This window comes from Streptomyces mobaraensis NBRC 13819 = DSM 40847, from assembly GCF_017916255.1.
GTDB lineage: Bacteria > Actinomycetota > Actinomycetes > Streptomycetales > Streptomycetaceae > Streptomyces > Streptomyces mobaraensis.
Genome location: NZ_CP072827.1, coordinates 2,684,866 through 2,704,161 on the forward strand (window position 1 = coordinate 2,684,866; position 19,296 = coordinate 2,704,161).

Annotated in this window: 19 protein-coding genes; 8 read left to right on the plus strand and 11 right to left on the minus strand. The window is 71.9% G+C overall.

Translation table 11 applies throughout. The annotated features are described in order from the left end of the window. Window positions 1–155 precede the first annotated feature (155 nt). Window positions 156–1,061 (minus strand): Cgl0159 family (beta/alpha)8-fold protein, encoded by a 906-nt coding sequence (locus J7W19_RS11215; RefSeq protein ID WP_004943003.1) that lies wholly within the window; start codon window positions 1,059–1,061, stop codon window positions 156–158. Beyond that, window positions 1,058–2,254, minus strand: coding sequence for a 5-dehydro-2-deoxygluconokinase (iolC, locus tag J7W19_RS11220; protein ID WP_004943004.1), 1,197 nt, complete (start codon window positions 2,252–2,254; stop codon window positions 1,058–1,060). The genes J7W19_RS11215 and iolC overlap by 4 nt, the downstream gene beginning before the upstream one ends. Before the next feature lie 187 nt (window positions 2,255–2,441). Here iolC and J7W19_RS11225 point away from each other — a divergent pair, with 187 nt between their 5' ends. From J7W19_RS11225 to J7W19_RS11240, 4 genes are all read left to right on the plus strand, one after another. After that, on the plus strand, window positions 2,442–3,335 hold the full coding sequence (locus J7W19_RS11225) for a sugar phosphate isomerase/epimerase family protein (RefSeq protein WP_004943007.1): 894 nt from the start codon (window positions 2,442–2,444) through the stop codon (window positions 3,333–3,335). 218 nt (window positions 3,336–3,553) lie between these two features. Beyond that, complete coding sequence (locus tag J7W19_RS11230) at window positions 3,554–4,579, plus strand: Gfo/Idh/MocA family protein (RefSeq protein ID WP_004943008.1); 1,026 nt, start codon at window positions 3,554–3,556, stop codon at window positions 4,577–4,579. Between the two features lie 214 nt (window positions 4,580–4,793). Then, on the plus strand, window positions 4,794–5,000 hold the full coding sequence (locus tag J7W19_RS11235) for a MerR family DNA-binding transcriptional regulator (RefSeq protein ID WP_004943009.1): 207 nt from the start codon (window positions 4,794–4,796) through the stop codon (window positions 4,998–5,000). 97 nt (window positions 5,001–5,097) lie between these two features. Beyond that, window positions 5,098–5,331 carry a heavy-metal-associated domain-containing protein gene (locus tag J7W19_RS11240; RefSeq protein WP_004943011.1) on the plus strand — a complete coding sequence of 78 codons (234 nt, stop codon included), beginning with the start codon at window positions 5,098–5,100 and terminating at the stop codon, window positions 5,329–5,331. Window positions 5,332–5,946: 615 nt separating this feature from the next. Here the strand turns inward: J7W19_RS11240 and J7W19_RS11245 are convergent. Next, complete coding sequence (locus J7W19_RS11245) at window positions 5,947–7,236, minus strand: citrate synthase (RefSeq protein ID WP_004943013.1); 1,290 nt, start codon at window positions 7,234–7,236, stop codon at window positions 5,947–5,949. Between the two features lie 168 nt (window positions 7,237–7,404). Further along, complete coding sequence (recD2, locus tag J7W19_RS11250) at window positions 7,405–9,627, minus strand: SF1B family DNA helicase RecD2 (protein ID WP_040889239.1); 2,223 nt, start codon at window positions 9,625–9,627, stop codon at window positions 7,405–7,407. A gap of 293 nt (window positions 9,628–9,920) precedes the next feature. Here recD2 and J7W19_RS11255 point away from each other — a divergent pair, with 293 nt between their 5' ends. Then, window positions 9,921–10,718: a sugar phosphate isomerase/epimerase family protein gene (locus tag J7W19_RS11255; protein ID WP_004943017.1), complete on the plus strand. Its 798-nt coding sequence runs from the start codon at window positions 9,921–9,923 to the stop codon at window positions 10,716–10,718. Window positions 10,719–10,725: 7 nt separating this feature from the next. Here the strand turns inward: J7W19_RS11255 and J7W19_RS11260 are convergent, their stop codons facing one another. Beyond that, on the minus strand, window positions 10,726–11,349 hold the full coding sequence (locus J7W19_RS11260) for a LysE family translocator (RefSeq protein ID WP_004943019.1): 624 nt from the start codon (window positions 11,347–11,349) through the stop codon (window positions 10,726–10,728). Window positions 11,350–11,382: 33 nt separating this feature from the next. Further along, the gene (locus tag J7W19_RS11265) at window positions 11,383–12,312 is read right to left on the minus strand and encodes an EamA family transporter (RefSeq protein ID WP_004943021.1); all 930 of its coding nucleotides are present in this window, start codon (window positions 12,310–12,312) and stop codon (window positions 11,383–11,385) included. A 92-nt stretch (window positions 12,313–12,404) separates the two neighbouring features. Here J7W19_RS11265 and J7W19_RS11270 point away from each other — a divergent pair, with 92 nt between their 5' ends. Continuing rightward, window positions 12,405–13,304 carry a LysR family transcriptional regulator gene (locus tag J7W19_RS11270; protein WP_040889278.1) on the plus strand — a complete coding sequence of 300 codons (900 nt, stop codon included), beginning with the start codon at window positions 12,405–12,407 and terminating at the stop codon, window positions 13,302–13,304. 276 nt (window positions 13,305–13,580) lie between these two features. Here the strand turns inward: J7W19_RS11270 and J7W19_RS11275 are convergent, their stop codons facing one another. From J7W19_RS11275 to J7W19_RS11290, 5 genes are all read right to left on the minus strand, one after another. Further along, entirely contained in the window at window positions 13,581–15,014 is a 1,434-nt protein-coding gene (locus tag J7W19_RS11275; protein WP_004943027.1) for a prolyl tri/tetrapeptidyl aminopeptidase, read from the minus strand. Window positions 15,015–15,125: 111 nt separating this feature from the next. Further along, on the minus strand, window positions 15,126–16,289 hold the full coding sequence (locus J7W19_RS11280) for a methyltransferase domain-containing protein (protein ID WP_004943029.1): 1,164 nt from the start codon (window positions 16,287–16,289) through the stop codon (window positions 15,126–15,128). A gap of 15 nt (window positions 16,290–16,304) precedes the next feature. Next, complete coding sequence (locus tag J7W19_RS33470; RefSeq protein ID WP_267939136.1) at window positions 16,305–16,436, minus strand: hypothetical protein; 132 nt, start codon at window positions 16,434–16,436, stop codon at window positions 16,305–16,307. 305 nt (window positions 16,437–16,741) lie between these two features. Further along, window positions 16,742–16,966: a hypothetical protein gene (locus J7W19_RS11285; RefSeq protein WP_004943030.1), complete on the minus strand. Its 225-nt coding sequence runs from the start codon at window positions 16,964–16,966 to the stop codon at window positions 16,742–16,744. Beyond that, the gene (locus tag J7W19_RS11290) at window positions 16,959–17,144 is read right to left on the minus strand and encodes a hypothetical protein (protein WP_106429586.1); all 186 of its coding nucleotides are present in this window, start codon (window positions 17,142–17,144) and stop codon (window positions 16,959–16,961) included. The genes J7W19_RS11285 and J7W19_RS11290 overlap by 8 nt, the downstream gene beginning before the upstream one ends. Window positions 17,145–17,346: 202 nt before the next feature. Here J7W19_RS11290 and J7W19_RS11295 point away from each other — a divergent pair, with 202 nt between their 5' ends. Together J7W19_RS11295 and J7W19_RS11300 are read left to right on the plus strand one after the other, a co-directional pair. Continuing rightward, a complete protein-coding gene (locus tag J7W19_RS11295; protein ID WP_040889245.1) occupies window positions 17,347–18,543 on the plus strand; it encodes a helix-turn-helix domain-containing protein in 1,197 nt (398 codons plus the stop codon). Between the two features lie 102 nt (window positions 18,544–18,645). Beyond that, window positions 18,646–19,188 carry a DUF5753 domain-containing protein gene (locus J7W19_RS11300; protein WP_004943037.1) on the plus strand — a complete coding sequence of 181 codons (543 nt, stop codon included), beginning with the start codon at window positions 18,646–18,648 and terminating at the stop codon, window positions 19,186–19,188. Window positions 19,189–19,296: the final 108 nt, after the last annotated feature.

Consider the following 19,296-nt stretch of genomic DNA (forward strand, 5'->3'; position numbering starts at 1 on the left):
CCTCCCTTCCCCGGGCCGCGGACGGGGACGCGTGGGCACGTGGGACGGGGGTGATGCAGGGGCCGTGCCCCCGCACCCCCGGCAACCCGAGCACCGCGCGGTCGTCCTCAAACACCGGGCCGGCTGGTTCGGCACGTGCCGGCGGGCGCGCGGCCTCATCCGCATCCGACCAGCCCCGCCACCCGGTCCACCGCCCCCGCCACGTCCCCGTCCGGCGGGTAGAGCAGCGCCCGTCCCGCGACCATCCCCCGTACCCCCGGCAACCCGAGCACCGCGCCCCACCGTTCGTAGGCCCGCTCGGCGTCGTCGGGACGGGTGCCCGCGTCGCCGCCGAGGAGGACGACGGGGAGGGTGGTGGCCCGCAGCACGTCGGCCATGGCGTCGGCGTCCTCGGTGACGGGGACCTTGAGCCAGGTGTAGGCGGAGGTGGCGCCGAGGCCGGAGGCGATGGTGAGGGAGGTGGTGACGGCCTCGGCGGTGAGGTCGGTGCGGAGCGGGCCGCCGGGGTCGCGGCGGCACAGGAACGGTTCGACGAAGACCGGCAGCCGGCACGCGGCCATGGCGTCGACGGCCCGGGCGGCGGACTCCAGGGTGCGCAGCGAGCCGGGGTCGTCCGGGTCGATGCGGAGCAGCAGCTTCCCGGCGTCGAAGCCGCGTCGGGCGAGGTCCTCTGCGCTCGGACCGGTGAAGCGGTCGTCGAGCTCGAAGGAGGCGCCGAAGAGGCCGCCGCGGTTCATCGACCCCATGACGACCTTGCCGTCGAGGACCCCGAGCAGCAGCAGGTCGTCGAGGATGTCGGAGCTGGCGAGCACGCCGTCCACGCCCGGACGGGAGAGTGCCACGCAGAGACGTTCCAGCAGATCGGCGCGGTCGGCCATGGCGAGGCGGCGGCCACCGGCGGAGAGGGCGCCGCGCGCGGTGTGGTCGGCGGCGACGACCAGCAGCCGCCCGGACGGCCCGAGCAGCGGGCGGCGGGGGCGGCGCGCGGCGGCCTCGGCGATGGCCTCGGGGTGCCGGCTGCGGACGGTGGTGAGCTCGGAGATGCGCACGCGCGGGGTCACGGCCGTTCGTCCTCTCGCGTGGCGGGCCGGGTCTCTTCGGACCCGTACGCCTCGGACCCGTGCGTCCCGGACCCGTACGCCTCGGGACCCCGCGCCTCGCGCCCGTGCGCCTCGGAACGGACCGCCTCGGGCCGAGGCCGCCCCACCATCCCGTAGCCGTCAGACCGAACCGCCTCGACGCGGCCCGCCAGCAGCGCCTCCACCTCCTCCGGCCGCGGCATCGCCGACGAGCAGGCGAGCCGGGAGGCGACGAGGGCGCCGGCGGCGTTGGCGTAGCGGAGGACGTCCGGCAGGGGGCGGCCGGCGAGGAGGCCGTGGCAGAGGGCGCCGCCGAACGCGTCGCCGGCGCCGAGGCCGTTGAGGACCTCGACCGGGACGGGCGGCACCTCCGCGCGGGTGCCGTCGCGGTGCAGGGCGAGGACGCCGTCGGGTCCCCGCTTCACGACGGCGAGTTCGGCGCCCGCGGCGAGCAGCGCCCGCGCGGCGGCCTCGGGTTCGCGCTCGCCGGTGGCGACCTCGCACTCGTCGAGGTTGCCGACGGCGACGGTCGCGTGCCGCAGGGCCGCCGCGTAGTGGGGGCGCGCGGCGCCGGCCGCGGCGGCGCCCGTCCGGCCACCCGCGCCGGAGGCGCCGCCCTCGCCGCCCCAGAACAGCGGTCGCCAGTCGAGGTCGAAGACGGTGTGGCCGCGCCGCTCGCGGGCCGCGAGCGCGGCGAGGGTGGCGGACCGGCTGGGCTCCTCGCACAGGCCCGTGCCGGTGACCCAGAGGATCCGGGCGGCGCGGATCGCCGCCAGGTCCAGCTCCTCGGGCCGGATTTCCAGGTCGGGCGCCTTGGGGCGGCGGTAGAAGTACAGCGGGAAGTCGTCGGGCGGGAAGATCTCGCAGAACGTGAGGGGGGTCGGATAGGCGGGGACGGGCGTCACCCAGCGGTCGTCGACGCCGAAGCCGCGGAGTTCGGTGTGCAGGTAGGCGCCGAAGGGATCGGCGCCGGTACGGCTGATCAGGGCCGTGCGGCGGCCCAGCCGGGCTGCGGCGACGGCCACGTTGGCCGCCGAGCCGCCGAGGAACTTCCCGAAGGCGTCCACCTCCGCCAGCGGAACGCCGGCCCGGAGCGGATAGAGGTCCACGCCGAGCCGTCCCATGGCGATCAGGTCGTAGGCGTAGGGGGGCTGCGGTCCGTCCGGCTCGCTCATGGGGTCAGGTGTAACCGGGGCCGCCGAACACTGTCAAGGATTTGTCCTTACATATTGACGTGCCATGCGGACAGCTTGACGTTACGTCCGTATGTCCTGTCGAAGCCTTGACACCCCCTCACCGGCCCAGGAAGCTACGGACATCCCCCGGTGAGACCTCGTCCGACTCGTCCGAGAGGAGAGCCGCATGCTCGACCGGATCCGCGTCGGTTCGGCGCCCGACTCCTGGGGCGTCTGGTTCGCCGACGATCCCGTGCAGGTGCCCTGGCGGCGCTTCCTGGACGAGGTCGCCGACGCGGGCTACCGCTGGATCGAGCTCGGCCCGTACGGCTACCTCCCCACCGACCCCGTCCGGCTGCGCGACGAGACCGCCCGGCGCGGCCTGAGCGTCTCGGCGGGGACGGTCTTCACCGCACTGCACCGCGGCCCGGCCGTCTGGGACGCGACGTGGGAGCACGTCTCCCGGGTCGCCGCCCTGGCCCGCGACACCGGCGCCCGCCACCTCGTCGTCATCCCGTCCTTCTGGCGCGACGACCGCACCGCCGAACGCCTGGAGGACCCCGAACTGACGCCCGAGCAGTGGCGCCTGCTGGCCGCCGGCATGGAGCGGCTGGCCCGCGAGGTCCGTGACGCGTACGGGCTGGAGATCGTCGTGCATCCGCACGCCGACACCCACATCGACACCGAGGAGCACGTCACCCGCTTTCTGGACGCGACCGATCCGGATCTCGTGCGGCTGTGCCTGGACACCGGGCACTACGCCTACTGCGGCGGCGACAGCGTCCGGCTCATCGAGACGTACGGGGAGCGGATCGGCTACCTCCACCTGAAGCAGGTGGATCCCGACGTGCTCGCCGACGTCGTCGCGCGGGGGACGGCGTTCGGGCCGGCGGTACGGCAGGGGGTGATGTGCGAGCCCCCTCGCGGGGTGCCCGCTCTGGGACCCGTGCTCGCCGCCGCGGCGCGGCTCGACGTCGACCTGTTCGCGATCGTCGAGCAGGACATGTATCCCTGCGCGCCGGACGCCCCTTTGCCCATCGCCCGGCGGACGCGCGCGTTCCTGCGCTCGTGCGGCGCGTAGCGCCGCGGTGTTCGAGCCCCGGTCCCACCCTTTCACCGTTTCCTGGGGGCAAGCCCCCAGACCCCCATGTCCTCAAACGCCGGACGGGCTGAAATCAGCCCGTCCGGCGTTTGAGGACAGCGCCCGCAGGGCGCTTCGGGGGTGCGGGGGCGCAGCCCCCGCAGGAAACGGTGGAAGGGCGGGACCGGGGCAAACCCACCCACCCACAAGGAAGCACCATGAGAGACCTCCGCATCGCCCTCCTCGGCGCAGGCCGCATCGGCTCCTTCCACGCCGCCACCCTGGCCCGCACGGACGGCGTCGGTGACATCCTGATCGCCGACGCCGACCCGCCCCGCGCCGCCGCCCTCGCCGCGCGGACCGGCGCGAAAGCCCTCGACTCGCCAGAGGAGGCGTTCGAGGCGGGCGTCGACGCCGTCGTCATCGCCACCGCGACCGCGTCCCACGCCGACCTGATCACCCGAGCCGCCCGCGCCGGCCTCCCCGCCTTCTGCGAGAAGCCGATCGCCGTCGACCTCCCGGGCACGGCCCGGGCCCTGGCCGAGGCGGAACGGGCGGGCACCCTGCTCCAGATCGGCTTCCAGCGCCGCTTCGACGCCGGCTACCGCGCCGCCCGCGAGGCGCTGCGCGCCGGGCGCCTGGGCCGGGTGCACACCATCCGGGCCGTCACCTCCGACCCGGCGCCGCCACCGGCGGAGTTCCTCCCGCTCTCCGGCGGCCTCTTCCGCGACTGCATGGTGCACGACTTCGACACCGTCCGGTGGCTGACGGGACGGGAGGTGACCGAGGTCTACGCCCGGGGCACGGACGCGGGCGCGCCGGCCTTCCGGGAGCACGGTGACGTGGACACCGCCTGCGCGCTGCTCACCCTGGACGACGGCACGCTGGTCTCGGCCACGGCCACCCGCTACAACGGCGCGGGCTACGACGTCCGTACGGAGCTGTGCGGGGACCGCGACCAGTGGGCGGTGGGCCTGGACGCCCGGACGCCGCTCACCTCCGCCGAACCGACCGGCCCGGGAGGCCCGGAGCACCCCTGGCCCGGGTTCCTCGAACGCTTCGAGAGCGCGTACCGCGCCGAGCTGGACGCCTTCGCGCGCGCCGTGCGCGGCGCGCTGGACAGCCCGTGCCCCGGCCGTGAGGGCCTGAACGCCCTGCTGATCGCCGAGGCGTGCGAGCTGTCCCGCCGGGAGAACCGGCCGGTGGCACCGGCCGAACCGGCCGCGGCGGCCGGGCTCGGCTGACCGTACGGGCGCACGGCCGCCCGAACACCACGTCGCCACCGGGTTACGAGCGTCACGGCCCGGTCAGTCTTCCTCGACAGCCATTCCACAGCCCCGCCCGCCCGGGTGGCCCGGGCCGCCGCCCGGGCAAGGCTGCTTGATCGAGAACGGCAGCGTCGCGGACCCCCCGACGGAACCCCCTCCGTGGCCGCGGCGCAGTGGAGAGGCGCGAGAGATGACCGACCGTCGACTCTGGTCCTACAAAGAGATCGCCGCACACATCGGGGTGCAGACCGATACGGTGCGGTCCTACCGCAAGCACGGTCTGCTGCCGTCGCCCGACCTCACCGAGAACGGGAAGCCGTACTGGTTCGCCGACACCATCCGGTTGTGGGTCGCCGAACGCCCCGGCAACCGGGCCCGGCGCGCACGCCGGGGCTGAACCGCCCCGGGGGCCCGCCCCAAGCCCGATCGGATACCCCGGGGGGGTACGATGGCGGCGCAGTCGCCAACCGGTCCACTTCACCGAGGAGCACAGCATGACGCACGGAACGACCGCCGGGACCACCACCGTCTACCAGGTGACCGGCATGACCTGCGGCCACTGCGAGAGCGCGGTCGGCAGCGAGCTCTCCGCGCTCGACGGGGTGACCTCCGTCAAGGCCGAGGCGTCCGCCGGCCGGGTCACCGTGGTCTCGGAAGGCCCGCTGGACGACGAGGCCGTCCGGGCCGCCGTCGACGAGGCGGGATACGAGCTGGTGGGCCGCGCCTGATCCGGCTCCCGAGCACAACCCCGACAAGGGCCCTGATTTCCGTTCAGGGCCCTTGCCCTTTGCCGCCCCCTTTGTCACCGCCGACGCCACCCGAAAACAAGAGACCTAGATCACAGCAATTCCGGGGTAACCATTCCGTGCATGGATTGGTCTAACCAGGCAGTGCTGGATCGTCTTGGGGGACGGGCCGGCCACGCGTGGCCGGGACACGTACCCGGGGAGCTTTGAGCGGCCCTCCCGTCCGTACGTTGTCCCGGCAGATCGCGTCCGAGGGGCGGCGCACCCCGGTGCGCCGCGGGAACGGTGAGCGCGCGGCGCGCATTCGGACTCCCGGGCGGATCCCGTGGGGGGAATCCGCTTCGGGACGGAAAGCGCCCCGCTCCGACCCGTGGGGGGATCGGAGCCGGGGCGCTTTTCATTGATGCCATGTACAACTTCCTGCGTTGCCATGTACATGTGCTACGTACATCATTTTTATTAGGGGTAACCGCCGGTATCACCTTGACAGGCCGGTGACGTCCGATTCGACCCCTGATACGCCAACGGCGCCCCCGCCGTCCCCCGAAGGGGAGGCGAGGGCGCCGTACGCGCGGACCGGACGGGCCGGCGTGAGGGTCAGCGGGCCTCGACGGGCACGAAGTCGCGCTCGACGACGCCGGTGTAGATCTGGCGCGGGCGGCCGATGCGGGAGCCCGGCTCCTTGATCATCTCGTGCCACTGGGCGATCCAGCCGGGCAGCCGGCCGAGCGCGAACAGCACGGTGAACATCTCGGTCGGGAAGCCCATCGCCCGGTAGATGAGACCAGTGTAGAAGTCGACGTTCGGGTAGAGGTTGCGCGAGACGAAGTAGTCGTCGCTGAGCGCGTGCTCCTCCAGCTTGAGCGCGATCTCCAGCAGCTCGTCGTCCTTGCCCAGGGCGGAGAGGACGTCGTGCGCCGCGGCCTTGATGATCTTCGCCCGGGGGTCGAAGCTCTTGTAGACGCGGTGCCCGAAGCCCATCAGGCGGACGCCGTCCTCCTTGTTCTTCACCTTGCGGATGAAGGCGTCGACGTCGCCGCCGGAGTTCTTGATGGACTCCAGCATCTCCAGGACGGCCTGGTTGGCGCCGCCGTGCAGGGGGCCCCACAGGGCGTTGATGCCCGCGGAGATGGACGCGAACAGGTTGGCCTGCGAGGAGCCCACCAGGCGCACGGTCGAGGTGGAGCAGTTCTGCTCGTGGTCGGCGTGCAGGATGAGCAGCTTGTCCAGGGCGCTCACCACGACCGGGTCCAGGTCGTACTCGGCGGCCGGCACCGAGAAGGTCATGCGCAGGAAGTTCTCGACGTAGCCGAGGTCGTTACGCGGGTAGACCACGGGGTGGCCGACGGACTTCTTGTACGCGTAGGCCGCGATCGTCGGCAGCTTGGCGAGGAGCCGGATCGTGGAGAGATCGCGCTGCTTCTCGTCGAAGGGGTTGTGGCTGTCCTGGTAGAACGTCGACAGGGCGCTGACCACGGACGACAGCATGGCCATCGGGTGGGCGTCGCGCGGGAAGCCGTCGTAGAACCGCTTGACGTCCTCGTGCAGCAGGGTGTGCCGGGTGATCTCGTCCTGGAAGCGCGACAGCTCGTCGGCGGTCGGCAGCTCGCCGTTGATCAGCAGGTACGCCGTCTCGAGGAACGTGCTGCGCTCGGCCAGCTGCTCGATGGGGTAGCCGCGGTAGCGCAGGATGCCCTGCTCGCCGTCCAGGTAGGTGATGGCGGACTTGTAGGCCGCCGTGTTGCCGTAACCGGAGTCCAGGGTCACCAGACCGGTCTGGGCGCGCAGCTTGCCGATGTCGAAGCCCTTGTCACCGACGGTGCTGTCGATCACCGGGTAGCTGTACTCGCCGTCCCCGTAACGCACTACTACAGAGTTGTCGCTCACGTCATCCCTCACCGACGTTGTGCCTCTTCTTCGAGGTGCCCTGACTACCCCTACCTTCCCCCATTTGGACGCGGTCCGTGCACTCGGGGTCGGCCATAGGGCCCAAGAGCGGCACTGAGTGCCGTCCAGCGTGCCATCCTGCCCCCTTCGCCCCGATTGGTAAACCGCTCAGAGACGAACACCACCTCCCGTGGCGAGCCGGTGATCGAGCGCGGTGCAGCGCCGGCCCGCGCCGACGGTCCGCACGGCCTGACCGAGGGCGCGCCGCGAGCCGACCAGCACGACGAGGCGCTTTGCCCGGGTTACCGCCGTATAGAGAAGGTTGCGCTGGAGCATCGTCCAGGCGCTCGTCGTCACCGGGATGACCACCGCCGGGTACTCGCTGCCCTGCGAGCGGTGGATCGTCACGGCGTAGGCGTGGGCGAGTTCGTCGAGCTCCGCGAAGTCGTAGCCGACCTCCTCGTCCTCGTCGGTGCGGACGGTCAGCCGCTGCTCGACCGGGTCGAGGCCGGTGACGACACCGACCGTGCCGTTGAAGACGCCGTTCGCCCCCTTCTCGTAGTTGTTGCGGATCTGCGTCACCTTGTCGCCGACCCGGAAGACCCGGCCGCCGAAGCGGCGCTCGGGCAGGTCGGGGCGGGCCGGGGTGACGGCCTGCTGGAGGAGCGCGTTGAGGGCGGCGGCCCCCGCCGGGCCGCGGTGCATCGGGGCGAGCACCTGGACGTCCCGGCGCGGATCCAGGCCGAACTTGGCCGGGATGCGGCGGGCGGCCACGTCCACGGTGAGCCGGCCGGCCTCCTCGGTGTCCTCCTCGGCGAAGAGGAAGAAGTCCGCGAGGCCCGTGGTGAGCGGCGGGACACCGGAGTTGATGCGGTGGGCGTTGGTGACCACGCCCGACTGCTGCGCCTGCCGGAAGATCCGGGTGAGGCGCACGGCGGGGACCGGACTGCCCGCGGCCAGCAGGTCCCGCAGCACCTCGCCCGCGCCCACCGACGGGAGCTGGTCGACGTCCCCGACGAGCAGCAGGTGGGCACCCGGGGCCACGGCCTTGGCCAGCTTGTTGGCCAGCAGCAGATCGAGCATGGACGCCTCGTCGACGACGACCAGGTCGGCGTCGAGCGGCCGGTCCCGGTCGTACGCGGCGTCGCCGCCGGGCTTGAGCTCCAGCAGCCGGTGGACGGTGGACGCCTCGGCCCCGGTGAGCTCGGCGAGGCGCTTGGCGGCCCGGCCGGTGGGCGCGGCGAGGACCACCTTCGCCCGCTTGGCGCGGGCGAGTTCGACGACGGACCGGACGGTGAAGGACTTGCCGCAGCCGGGGCCGCCGGTGAGGACGGCGACCTTGCTGGTGAGCGCCAGCCGGACCGCCTCCCGCTGCTCCGGCGCCAGTTCGGCGCCGGTCCGGCCGGCGAGCCAGGTCAGGGCGCGGTCCCAGTCGACGTCGCGGAAGGCGGCCAGCCGGTCCTCGTCGGCGCGCAGCAGCCGGGACAGCTGGGCGGACAGGGAGAGTTCGGCCCGATGGAAGGGGACGAGGTAGACGGCGGTGACCGGCTGCCCGTCCTCCGGCCCCGGGACCGTCTCGCGCACCACGCCCTCCTCGTCGGCGGCGAGTTCGGCCAGGCACTCGATCACCAGACCGGTGTCCACCTGGAGGAGCTTCACCGCGTCGGCGATCAGCCGCTCCTCGGGGAGGAAGCAGTGCCCCTGGTCGGCGGACTGCGAAAGGGCGTACTGGAGGCCCGCCTTGACGCGCTCGGGGCTGTCGTGCGGGATGCCGACGGACTGGGCGATCCGGTCGGCGGTGAGGAAGCCGATGCCCCACACGTCGGCGGCCAGCCGGTACGGCTCCTTCTTGACGACGGAGATGGAGGCGTCGCCGTACTTCTTGTAGATGCGGACGGCGATGGAGGTGGAGACCTCGACGGTCTGGAGGAAGAGCATCACCTCCTTGATGGCCTTCTGCTCCTCCCAGGCGTCGGCGATCTTCCGCGTCCGCTTGGGCCCGAGGCCGGGGACCTCGATCAGCCGCCCGATCTCCTCCTCGATGATCCGGAGGGTGTCCGTGCCGAAGTGCTGGGTGATGCGGTCGGCGAAGACCGGGCCGATGCCCTTGACCAGGCCGGACCCCAGGTAGCGGCGGATGCCCTGGACGGTGGCGGGGAGCACCGTCGTGTAGTTCTCCACCGTGAACTGGCGGCCGTACTGCGGGTGGGAGCCCCAGCGGCCCTCCATCCGCAGCGACTCGCCCACCTGGGCGCCGAGGAGCGACCCGACGACGGTGAGCAGGTCGCCGGCGCCGCGGCCGGTGTCCACCCGGGCGACGGTGTAGCCGTTCTCCTCGTTGGCGTAGGTGATGCGCTCGAGCACCCCTTCGACCACTGCCGGTTGTGCCATGGGGTGACGGTACCGCCGGGGTCCGACACTCCCCGTCCCGCCCCGGGCCCGGGCCCGATTCGGTGCCCGGCGCGAAACGGCCCCGGGCACGATTCGAGGGGCCCGGTCCCTGACCGAGCCCCTCGTTTCCCCCCGGCCGGCTCCCCCTTGATCCCCCCGGATACCTCCCCCGGGAAGCCGGATGCCACATACGACAACCCTCGGGCCCCGGAGGTTGCGGCCCCTTCGAAGCGTTATCGATCCGTTACCGGAAGTGGCGGGAAGTCCGTTACGCACGGGGAAGCCGGTTCTCTGTGAAACTCGCTTTCTCCACTCTCGGTGTCCCCGGTCTCCCCCTCCCCGACGTCTCCCGGCTCGCCGCCGCGCACGGCTGGGACGGCGTCGAGCTCCGCGCCCATCCCGAGGAGCCCCTCCATCCCGGCAGCGGCCCGGCCGAACGCGCCGACGCCGTGCGGCGGTTCGCGGCGGACGGGGTGCGGATCCTGGGCGTGGCGGGCTACGCGCGGGTGGCCGGCCCCGGACCCGACGAGCCGGTGTTCGACGAACTGGACGCGCTCGTCCGGCTCGCCGCCGACCTGGGCGCGCCGTTCGTCCGGGTGTTCCCCGGCGCCGGGGAGCAGCCGGCGGAGGAGGCGGAGGCCGCCGCCGCGCGCCGGCTCGCCTGGGTGGCGCCGCTCGCCGCCGACCTGGGCGTCCGGGTGCTGCTGGAGACCCACGACTCGCACCCGCGCGCGCAGGACGCGGTCCGGGTGCTCGGCCCGGTCGGGCACCGGAACGTCGGCGCCCTCTGGGACCTCCTGCACACCTGGCGGAACGGCGAGCCCCCCGCCGTCACCCTGCCCGCCCTCGCCCCGCACCTCGGATACGTCCAGGTCAAGGACGTCGTCTCGGCGGAAGACCTCACTCCGCTGCCGCTGGGCGCGGGCGCGGGCGCGGTGCCGATCGCGGCCTGCGTGGCGGAACTGCTCGCGGCCGGCTGGGACGGCTGGCTGTGCTGGGAGTACGAGAAGCGGTGGCACCCCGAGGCGCCGGACTTCGCGGGGCTCGCCGGGCCGGGGCGGGAGTACCTGGCCGGGCTGCTGCCGCGCTGACGGGCGTTCAGTCGGCCGCGACCGTCACGGCGATGCCCGCGAGGGCCGTCCCCGTCACGTACCGCTGCACGCGCAGCCAGCGGGGGCGGCGGCCGAGGAACGAGGCGACGGACCCGGCCGTGACGGCGATCAGGCCGTTGACGGTGAGCGCCACGGCGACCTGCGTGAGCCCGATCAGCAGGCTCTGGAGGGGGACGGAACCCCGGTCCGGGTCGACGAACTGCGGCAGCACGGAGACATAGAGGATCGCGATCTTCGGGTTGAGCAGATTGGTGACGAAGCCCATCGCGAAGAGGCGGCGGGCCGGGTCCGGGGGCAGCGGCTTGGGGTCGAACGCCGACGTGCCGCCCGGCCGCAGGGCCTGCCACGCCAGCCAGCCGAGGTAGCCGGCGCCGGCGAGCTTCACCGCCGTGTAGACGGCCGGGACCAGCGCGAAGAGGGCGGCGATCCCGGCGACCGCGGCCAGCAGGTACACGACGAAGCCGGCGGCGACGCCCAGCAGCGAGATCAGCCCCGCGCGCCGCCCCTGCGTCACCGAACGGGACACCAGGTACATCATGTTGGGCCCCGGGGTGAGCACCATGCCCAGGGCCACCAGGGCCATGCCCGTCACCGCGTGCCAGGTGACCACGGAGAACTCCTTTTCGCGCAGGGGGTCAGGGGATCACTGAGTGGCGCTTGAAGGGGCGGCGGCCGGTCCGCCCCCGCCCGTCCGCGCCACCCGGCGGAAGGCCGGCCGTCCCGCCCCCGCCAGGGACGCCACCGCGATACCGCCGACCAGCAGCACCGCCGCGCACCACCGCAGCGGGCTCACGTCCTCGCCGAGCAGCAGAGCCGCCGACGACATCCCGAAGACCGGCACGAGGAGCGAGAAGGGCGCCACGGCCGACGCGTCGTAGGTGCGCAGCAGGTGGCCCCAGAGGCCGAAGCCGAGCACGGTGCTGATCCAGGCGACGAACAGCAGCGCCCCGACGCCGCTCCAGTCGAGGGAGCGCAGCGCCTCGGCGTCGGCGCGCGGGCCCTCCACGACGAGGGAGAGGAGGAGCAGCGGCAGCACCGGGACGACGCTGACCCAGACGATGAACCGGAAGGCGTCCGGCGCGGCGGCCTTGCGGGTGAGGATGTTGGAGACGCCCCAGAAGGCCGCGGCGGCGACGACGAGGGCGAAGCCGAGGAACGGCCCGGACGGCCCCTCGTCGACCGCCGCGACCACGATCCCGGCGACCGCCACGGCGAGGCCGGCCGCCCGCGCCCCGCGCAGCCGTTCGCCCAGCGCGACGACGGCGAAGAGGGCCGTGAACACCGCCTGCGCCTGGAGGACCAGCGAGGACAGCCCGGCGGGCATCCCCGCGCGCATGCCCACGAACAGCAGCCCGAACTTGCCCACGCCCAGCGCCAGTCCGACCCCGGTGATCCAGCGCCACCGCACCGGCGGCCGTCCGACGAGGAAGACCGCGGGGACGGCGGCGGCGAGGAAGCGCAGGGCGCCGAAGAGGAGGGGCGGGAAGTGGTCGAGGCCCACGTCGATGACGACGAAGTTGACGCCCCACAAGGCGGCGACGAAGACGGCGAGGAGGAGGTGGTGCGGACGCATGGGATCAGCATCACGGGCGGGAACCGTGCAGCACCAGTTCACCTTCCTTCACTATGGGATGGAGCGATGCTTCAACGTCGGAGGTGGGGAACGTGCTGGACCTGTCCCGGATGCGTGCCCTGCACGCCGTGTCCGTCCACGGCTCGGTGAGCGCGGCGGCGATCGCCCTGGGCTACACCCCGTCCGCCGTGTCCCAGGCCATCGCCAAGCTGGAACGGGAGACGCGGACGCCGCTGCTGGAGCGGCGCGGCCGGGGCGTGGTGCTCACCGACGCCGCCGTACGGCTCGCGGACACCGCGCGGGAGCTGCTGGCCCTGGTCGAGCGGGCGGAGACCGAACTGGACGAGCGCCGCGGGCTGCCCACCGGGCGGCTGACCGTCGCGGCGTTCCCCACGGCCGCCCGGGACCTGCTGCCGGGTGTGCTGGCGCGGCTGGCGCGGGAGCATCCGACCGTGGACGCCCGGATGTCGGAGGTCGATCCGCACCTGTCGGTGGGGCTGGTCGCGCGCGGGGCGGTCGACCTGGCCGTGGCCCACGACTGGGACATCAACCCGCTGCCCGCGCCGGAGGGCATGGAACGGGCGGCGCTGGGCGAGGACCGGTGCGACGTGATCGTCCCCCGGGGCCACCGGCTGGCCGGCCGGGACGTGATCGTCGCGACGGACCTGGTCCACGAGCACTGGATCTGCCAGCCGCCCGGCACCGTCTGCCACGACTGGCTGGTACGGACCCTGCGGGCGACCGGCCACGAGCCGGACCTCGCCCATCAGGTGGCCGAGTTCCAGACCCAACTGGCCCTGGTGGACGCGGGGCTGGGCATCGCGCTCGTCCCCCGGCTGGGCCGCGGGGTGCTGCCGTCCGGTGTGGTGGCGCTGCGGCTGGACCCGGTGCCGGTACGGCGGTTGTACGCGTACTGGCGGGTCGGCGCGGCCCGGCGGCCCGCGATCACCGAGACGGTACGGCTGCTGCGCGCGGCGGCGGCGGGCGCGTAGCCCGGGAGCAGGGCGAAGCGGCGGAAGGCGCCGAGCCCCGGGAACCAGGCGACCGGTCGGGCCGTCCAAGGGCCGTGCCGTCGGCGAGTCCCCGCGGTGTGGTGCCGGGGCCGTCGCGCGCCGCGTCGTCCGGCCGCCCTCCCACCGGCCGCGGCCGCGGCACGCCGCCGCCTGTGCGCGCCCTCCCGAAGCACCGGCGGCGGCACCCGGGGCCTTCCGGAACGCGACGGCGGGCGCCCCTCGCCGGGAGCGCCCGCCGCCTTACGCACTGGGTCCCTACGGACGCAGCGCGCTCTGCTTGTCGTTCTTCACGCGGTCGAGCTTGGCGTCGAACGGCGCGAGCGGCTTGGCGGCCTTCTCGTCCTTCTGGACGGCCTGCGGCGCCACACCGGCCCACTTCAGGACCTCGGCCGTGGCCTTGGCCCGCTCGTCGGCCACCAACTGGGCGATGTTGGAACCGTGGTTGCCGCCCGGGGCGTAGAAGCGGTAGTCGTGCCGGGCGGCGGCGCCCTTGCCCAGGCGGAACGGTTCACCGCTCCACGGGTCGTTCTGCCCGTACACGAAGAGCATGTTCCGGCTGTCCTCGCGCACCCAGCGGTCGACGTCCGCCATCGCGCCGGGGCGGAAGGTCATCGGGATGTCGCGGGGGACGTACGAGCGCGGCTGGTTGATGCCGGGGTACCGCAGCACGCCCTTGAGGTGCGGGTTCTTCACCGTAGGGGCGCCGAGCTGGGTGCCCGCCTGGTAGTAGTACGGGGTGAAGCGCTCCAGGCCCTGGTCGGTGTAGCCGTCGAAGCCCGAGATGTCGTCGATGAACTTGTACAGCTCGTCGGTGGACGCCTTGGTGGCGGGGACGGAGGCGCAGTCGCTCTGCAGGTGGTACTGCCAGAAGGACCAGACCAGGTCGAGGACGACGTTCTCGTACGCCTTGTCGGCGCTGCCGACGACCTTGAACGTCTTGCCGTTCTCCTTAGCCCACTTCTCGTAGCGGGCGACGATCTCGTCGCGGCGGACGAGCGCCTCGCGCTGCACCGAGTTGAGCTGCGTGCGGCACGCCTTGTCGCCGACGTTCTGGAAGAACTTGTCGTACGCCGAGTCTTCCTTGTCGTTCACGTCGTTGGGCGCGACGTAGGCGACCGTGCCGTTCATGTCGTTCGGGTAGAAGCGGCGGAAGTAGGTGGCCGTCATGCCGCCCTTGCTGCCGCCCGTGGCCAGCCAGTTCTTCCCGTAGACCGGCTTCAGCGCCTGGTACAGGCGGTGCTGGTCACTCGCCGCCTGCCAGATGTCCAGCTTGGACCAGTCGGCGGGCTGCGGCCGGGACGGCGTGAAGAACCGGTACTCCATCGACACCTGGTTGCCGTCCACGATGCGCGTGGGCTCGCTGCGGCTGGGGTTGGTGGAGACGTTGTAGCCGGACGTGAAGAACACGGTCGGCCGGTCGGTGTCCTTGTGGAGCAGGGTGAAGCGCTGCTCGAAGGTCCCCTTGCCGGGATTGCGGTGGTCCACCGGCTGCCGGTACGTCATCACGAGGTAGCGGTAGCCCTGGTAGGGCTTCTCCTCGACGAACTTCATCCCGGGAATCTTCAGGATGCGGTCCTTGATGTCGGCCTGCGGGGCGGTGATCGACGCCGCCTCCGCCGTGGCGCTGCCGGCGCCGATCGCTCCTATGAGCATCGACGCCGCCAGCAGCGATCTGAGAGCCTTGCGCATGCGCCCTCCCCTGGGTTCGCAAAGGTCGCGGCGAACTTATCTGGGGTGACATGCGTTGCGCCAGACCCTTTGTCCTCGCAGTTCACACGGCTTGGGCTCTTTTCGGGCCTTTCACGGCCGCACGAGCGGCACGGGCCGACCGGGCTCGTCCAGCCACACGCGCTCGCCGTCGGCGTCGACGGTCAGACCGAACCGATCGAATCCGGGCCGCCCCTGAGCGTCCCACCAGTGGTAGGCCGCCCTCACCTCTGCCCACAGCTTCCGGGGCCCGGACTGCCACACCTCGTACTCGTCCCTCCCCGGCTCGTAGTCCACCGTCGCCCACGACGTCACGGCGGTGTCGCGCAGCCACAGCGTGTAGGAACCGTCTCCGTACACCTCCGCCCACGGGAACGCTCCCGGCACCTGAACGCCGATCGCGAACATCACGTGCCAGTCGGCCACCGCTTCCGGAGACAGGTCCGTGACGCTGCGCACGCCGTCCGCCGGCCACTTCCGGCCCCCGAGGTACTCCCGGACGTGCGTCCGAGCGGTGCGCTGCGCGCGCAACCGCATGAACGCGGACGACCCGACGAACCGGCCGGACGCCGTCCCGTCCCCCGCGACGGTGAGGCGGACCACCGCTTCCCCTCCGTAGACGGGCCCCCAGGGGGCGACGATGACGCCGCCGGGCTTCGTCTGCCCGATCCACGCCCGGGGCAGGCTGCCGACGGAACACGTGGCGATCACCCGGTCGTACGGCGCCCGGCCGGGAAATCCCTCGGCTCCGTCCCCGACCACGGTGAGTGGCTCGTACCCCGCCGCGTCCAGCCGGGTCCGCGCTGCCCGCGCGCTGGTCGCGTCCACCTCCACCGTGACGACGTTCGCGGCGCCGACGCGGTGGGAGAGCAGGGCGGCGTTCCAGCCGGTTCCGGTGCCGATCTCCAGCACGCGGTGCCCTTCTTCGACGCTCAGCGCGTCGAGCATCGAGAACACCATGGTGGGCATCGAGTTGGAGCAGGACGGCACCTTTCCCTTGCCCGGCCCCGTGTACGTACCGTCGTCCCACTGGGTGGTGATCGGCGCGTCCCGATACACGGCGGCCCACCAGGCTTCGGGCTCGTCACTCCGAACCACCCGGTCACTTTGCCGGTTCATGCCGGCGCGGCCGGGCCAGATGACGTCAGGCACGAAGAAGTGCCGGGGCACGGCCTCGAAGGCGGGCAACCAATCGCTGGTCAGCGCTCCGGACGCCAGGAGCGCGGAGGCGAGCCCCTTCGGACCCGCCTCCTCCATACCATCGGCGTTCACTCAGCTGCCGTCCGCCGGGTTCTTGCCGTCGTTGGTGTTGCCGCCCTCGTCGGACCCACCGCCGCCGTGCTTGTTGCCGCTGTCGCTGTCGTCTTGCGGGTTGCCGTCGACCATCGTCTGCCACCGGGGCATGGGTCCTCCTAGGGTGAGTGGTGCGGGTGGGGTGTCTCCCCACGCCGCCGTACGGTTGCGCTCCCGTCCGGCCGGACGGGAGTCTGCGGGGGCCTACGCGCCCCAAGGGGTCGAAGGGCCCCAGTGCGTTGCGTACAGGTGCAGCCCGCGAACGGCCATCACCCGTTCGCCCTCGCCGCGATCTCCGGCGCCGAGCGCCCGCCCGAACTCGACCTTCAACCGGGCGCACTCGGGGCACTCATTGCGGACCCAGCCGCTCGGCGCGCTGCTCACCGGCGGGGAATCACCACCGCTCCCTGCGGCGGTCACCATCCCCGCCGCCCCTCCCGATTCAGCTCGCTCACGCGGGCGCGAAGCTTGTCGGTGGTGGTGGCGCGGCGGTAGCGCGTGGGCCGCCAGGTCCGGCCGCCGCCGAGGGGGCGGAGGGTGATCTGCCGGGTGTCCTGATCCCACCCGACGACGACGCCGAACCGGTCGAGCTCGGTGTCGAGGATGAGTTCGAGCGGTTGAGGAATCCAGTCGTCAACCACGGTGCACCTCGTCCCCGTGCCGCAGCCCCTCCCGACGCAGCAGTTCCACGCGCTTCCATTCACCCACGCGCTCGGCGGCATACCGCGCGTCGGCGATCCGCGTGCATGCCGCGCACGGCACGCGCGGGTTGGGCACGAGCGCGGGCCGCGCTCCGACCCCGAAGGGCATGTGCGTCATACGTTCGAACCTCCGCAAGACCTGCTCGTGGGCGCTCATCAAACGACAGAGTCACCGTCGGTGATCGGGCACTGTCAGGTTGGACCTGTGTAACGTCGGAGGACAGGGGTTTGGGGTACCCAGCGGGTACCCAAACGCCTTGCCAGGGGCGCCCGTTGTTGGATCATGGCAACGGCGAACGTCGATTCGAAAGCCGGGCAATATGAGCGCGATCATTGAGGTTCCGGGGCCGGGAGCGAACGTGAGGATGCTCCGGGACGAACGCGGCTGGAAGCAGGAGGAACTGGCACGGCGCGCCGGGCTGTCCAGGCCGCATATCGGAAAGATCGAACGCGGCGAGCGGACGCTGACCCAGGGCGTGGCTGCCGCGCTGGCGCGCGCATTCGGCGTCAGCCTTGAAGTGGTCCTGGGATCCACACCGGTTGTCGGCGCCGAGGACTCACTGAAGGCCCTGAATTCGGCAATTCGACGATTCGATCTCCCGGCCGAGTCCACTGCGAGTCCGGAGCAGCTCAAGGCAGCGTTGGCCGAGATGGCCGAGATCCGCGGGAAGGCCGACCTGACCCAGGTGTTGCTGAAACTCCCGCCGCTTGTGTCGGAGGTGACGAACCACGCGCACAGGATGGGAACTCCGGAGGCGTGGGCCATGGTGGCGGAGGCATACTCGTGCGTCTACTGGCTTGCCGCACGTCACCGTTGGATGACCCTGGCCGACCTGGCGGTCACCAAGCAGAAGATCGCCGCACAGCAAGCCGACCCGGTGACACTGGCGGTCGCCGCCAGGGACGAAGCCGGGGTCTATCTGAATCACGGAGAATTCGAAGACGGCCTGGCCGTCGTGGACCGCGCCATCACTCAAGTGGAGCGGGGAGACGCCACCGGGTTCGAGCGCTCCTACGCGCTGGGAACCCTGCACCTTCGGGGACTGACACTGGCCGGGCGATTGGGAGACAAGCGTACGGCCGACCGCCACATCGACAGCGCTTGGGTTCTCGCCGAGGATTTCGACCGGGATGTCTGCCGCGCCGGCGGGATCGGCGGGATCCACTTCGGCCCGCAGAACACCGCCATCCACGTCGTCGCGACGTGCAGTGACCTCCGGAGGTACGCCGACGCCATCGCGGTCATGCGGGACCTCACCAAAGACCCGGCACGACGGCCCTTGAGGCTTCCCGCCACGCGCACCAGCCCGATGTACATGAACACCGCTCGCTCCAAATTGGCGTTGGGCGACCGGGACGGAGCCCTTGAGGACCTGGAGAAGGCTTGGAGCATCGCTCCCCAGATGGCGAAAGTGCACCCCACCAGCCAGGAACTCATCCGAGTCCTGACGACGCTGCACAAGCGGAGCAACCCGCGGCTCGTCAGGCTCGCTCAAAAGGCCGACATCGAATTCTGACCGCCCCGCGGCGGACTCACGAGCCACGTAGACCCTCAACCCACGACCGAAGGGCATTCCATGCGGCGCCAACTCGCAGCGGGCCAACGTGCAGTTCAGGAAGTGCACAATGAGGCACAGGCGAACTCGGCCGTTCTGCGCGCCTGGGAATCGTCCTGGATCGTAGGAGTCCTCCAGACGCCCGACTACGCACGAGCCATTCTGACCAGCTTCACCGAACTCCACCGGTCCCAGCGCAACGTCGAAGAGGCGGTACAGGCCCGCATGAATCGACAGTCGGGGCTCTACGACTCGGGCAAGCGCTACCACGTACTGCTATGGGAGGCGGTACTGCACACCCGAATCTGCCCGCCCTCCGTCCTTGCGGGCCAGCTCGACCGGCTCCTGGAGGTCGCCGGACTCGACACGGTCGAACTCGGGATCGTGCCTCTCAGAGCAACTCTGAAGGTCCCGCCCGGGGTCGGTTTCTGGATCTACGATGACCGCCAGGTGATCGTAGAGACCTGGGACGCGGAGCTATGGCTGGACGACACCGACAGTCTCACCACTCACCTACGCACCTGGCGCACGCTGCGTGAGTCCGCAGCGTTCGGATCCGACGCGCAGCGGCTCATCAGTCAGGCGCGGCACGCCCTGAGCACGTGATCGCCATAGCCGCTCGGTGCCCATCCGAGCGTACGAGACGCCTCCTGCGACCGAGCTGAAGGCAGAGGGGCGGTATCACTACTTCCCAAGGACGACGGCCGCAAGGGC

Coding starts and splice junctions, on each gene's coding strand:
- J7W19_RS33470 (WP_267939136.1), bottom strand. CDS start 16,436: ATGCCCCGGTGGCAGACGATGGTCGACGGCAACCCGCAAGACGACAGC.
- J7W19_RS11265 (WP_004943021.1), bottom strand. CDS start 12,312: ATGCGTCCGCACCACCTCCTCCTCGCCGTCTTCGTCGCCGCCTTGTGG.
- J7W19_RS11240 (WP_004943011.1), top strand. CDS start 5,098: ATGACGCACGGAACGACCGCCGGGACCACCACCGTCTACCAGGTGACC.
- iolC (WP_004943004.1), bottom strand. CDS start 2,254: ATGAGCGAGCCGGACGGACCGCAGCCCCCCTACGCCTACGACCTGATC.
- J7W19_RS11280 (WP_004943029.1), bottom strand. CDS start 16,289: ATGGAGGAGGCGGGTCCGAAGGGGCTCGCCTCCGCGCTCCTGGCGTCC.
- recD2 (WP_040889239.1), bottom strand. CDS start 9,627: ATGGCACAACCGGCAGTGGTCGAAGGGGTGCTCGAGCGCATCACCTAC.
- J7W19_RS11275 (WP_004943027.1), bottom strand. CDS start 15,014: ATGCGCAAGGCTCTCAGATCGCTGCTGGCGGCGTCGATGCTCATAGGA.
- J7W19_RS11295 (WP_040889245.1), top strand. CDS start 17,347: ATGAGCGCGATCATTGAGGTTCCGGGGCCGGGAGCGAACGTGAGGATG.
- J7W19_RS11225 (WP_004943007.1), top strand. CDS start 2,442: ATGCTCGACCGGATCCGCGTCGGTTCGGCGCCCGACTCCTGGGGCGTC.
- J7W19_RS11230 (WP_004943008.1), top strand. CDS start 3,554: ATGAGAGACCTCCGCATCGCCCTCCTCGGCGCAGGCCGCATCGGCTCC.
- J7W19_RS11290 (WP_106429586.1), bottom strand. CDS start 17,144: ATGACGCACATGCCCTTCGGGGTCGGAGCGCGGCCCGCGCTCGTGCCC.
- J7W19_RS11235 (WP_004943009.1), top strand. CDS start 4,794: ATGACCGACCGTCGACTCTGGTCCTACAAAGAGATCGCCGCACACATC.